At 70.1% G+C, this 2,121-nt stretch carries 2 protein-coding genes; both read right to left on the bottom strand.

Translation table 11 applies throughout. From position 1 onward, the window contains the following. Positions 1–1,577, bottom strand: a 1,577-nt coding sequence (locus tag G6021_RS10380) for an alpha/beta fold hydrolase (protein ID WP_182641237.1), incomplete at its 3' end; no start/stop codon positions are given. Between the two features lie 282 nt (positions 1,578–1,859). Further along, on the bottom strand, positions 1,860–2,121 hold a 262-nt coding region (locus G6021_RS10375), incomplete at its 5' end, for a hypothetical protein (RefSeq protein WP_241736516.1).

Genomic DNA, 2,121 nt, shown 5'->3' with positions numbered 1-2,121 from the left:
GACATGCCCTGCTGGGCGGCGGCCGCGCGCTCGGCCTGACCCCACCTGGGCAGAGGCTCCGGCGAGGGCTTGCCCTCGACGCGCCCCGGGGTGGCGACCCCGGTCTCGAGGAACTCCATCACCACCGCGTCGACGGCAGCGTTCCCTGTGCGGAAGGTGCCGTGCTCGCCGCCGCCGACGACGACCAGCGTCCCGTCGAGCGTCTCGACGACCCTGTGGGCACCGGCGATCGGGGTGACGGCGTCCTTCTCCGAGTGCAGGACGAGCGGCTTCTGGTCGAGGGCGTCGCCGTTCGGCTGGATGGTGCGTGCGACCGGCGCCCAGCCCACACAGTCGTCACCGGCGGCCTCGGCCGCGGCGCGGGTGGTGAGCTTGTTTCCGCCCGTGTAGCGATCCGCCTTGGCAGCCATGACGCCGAGCTCGCTCGGCGGCGAGGCGGTCTCGTTGCACGTGATGATCGCGTTCATCTCGATGTCGGTGCGGAAGACCGGCGAGCGGCTCTCCTGCGCGGCGACGATCCGGGCGGCCGTCGGGTAGTCGACCCGGGCGATGTTGCCGCCGTCGTTGTAGTACTTGAGCATGTGCGCCAGCATCGGCCACGCCTGCTCGGAGTAGGTCGCGCCCACCGTGGCGTCGTACAACCCGGTGGTGGCGTTGTTGGTCAGACCCTGCAGCGCGACGGCGCGGCCGAGGCCCTCGACGCGGGCGAGGGCGGGCGCGGTGCCGTTGATGGTGTCCAACGCGGGACGCTCGAGCGCGGTGCCCCGCAGCTCGACGGGCAGGTCGCGGGTCTCGGCCGGCGGCGGGGTGAGGTTGGCGGGTCCCCCCACCTCCTGGTCGGTGACCCACTTCCAGGAGTGGAACACCTTGCGCGGGGTGTCGCCGAGGCCGTAGTAGTCGTCTCGCTCGGCGATCCACGTGAAGATGTCGTTCAGACGCCGTTCCTGGGCGAGCGCGCCCTGCTCGGCCTGGGTGGACCACCGCCAGTCGGGGTGCGTGTTGGAGTCCAGCACCATGCGGCCGGTGTGCTCGGGGAACAGGGTCGCGAAGTCGGTGCCGATCGCGGTGCCGTAGGACACGCCCACGTAGTCGATCTCCGCGAGTCCGAGAGATTCGCGGACGGAGTTCATGTCGCGGGCCGCGTTCTCGGTGGTGAACGAGGCCATGTAGGCCGGGTCGGTCCCGAAACAGGCGTCGTGCAGCGCATTGGCGGTGGTGGGGCCGACGAAGGCGACGTCACAGGTCATCGGGTTGGAGCCGTAGAGGCCACGCGGCTGGACGGCCACGAGGTCGTGGTTCTCGTACAGGCCGGCGGGCGCGGTGCCGTCGAAGGCCGGGCTCCAGAAGTTGAGGGCGTAGTTGCCGGGGCCGCCGGGATTGCCGAAGACGGCCGACCGGGCCTGCCCGGAGGACGCCTTGATGCGGGTCAGCGCGACCTCGGTCCGGGCGCCGTCGGGCTGGCTGTAGTCGACGGGGACCTCGACGGTCCCGCACTCGAGACCGGCCGGCACGTATTCGGCCTCGATCCCGAGCATCTCGGTACAGTCCTGCCACTTGACCGGGGCGGCGGCAGCCACTCCGGTACCAAGAAGTGCGATCGCCCCAACGACCGCGGTGGTGCCAACGAAAGTGCTAGACGGCTGCACCGATCCCCGATTCCATGTTCTGTAGATGACTGCCAGACGAATCGGACGCCGCGACCGCTCAAGATCACGAGCGTCACAAGCGTCCGAACCGCTCCAAATGTAGCCTGTGGCCGGTGCCACGCCGCACCAACTGGCACCGACTCAGGGAACCGTCATCCGATCGTTACCGCGAGCGGGGTGCGTGCCGGAAAAGTGCAGGCAGAAGTAGATATATCACTGTTCATACCGGCTGCCTCGGGTCAGCAACGCGAGCGTGGTGGAGACCATCGCGACGCCGGCCGACAATGTGGCCGCCAGCAGCAGCCAGGGCTCGGTGTAGGTCCGCAGGATGACACCGTCGACCGGCGGGTCGACCTGGGGTGGCCGGACGGCCACGAGGTCGCGCGACAGCCACCACAGCACCACCGCCAGGACCGCCGCGATGACGGCGAGCACGGCGTGGCGCCGGGCGGTCACGCCGGATCCGAGGCGGCGC

It is taken from the genome of Dietzia sp. CW19 (assembly GCF_014145265.1).
Lineage (GTDB): Bacteria > Actinomycetota > Actinomycetes > Mycobacteriales > Mycobacteriaceae > Dietzia > Dietzia natronolimnaea.
The sequence above is the reverse complement of the archived record's forward strand: the minus strand, read 5'-3'. Positions and strand labels throughout refer to the sequence as shown.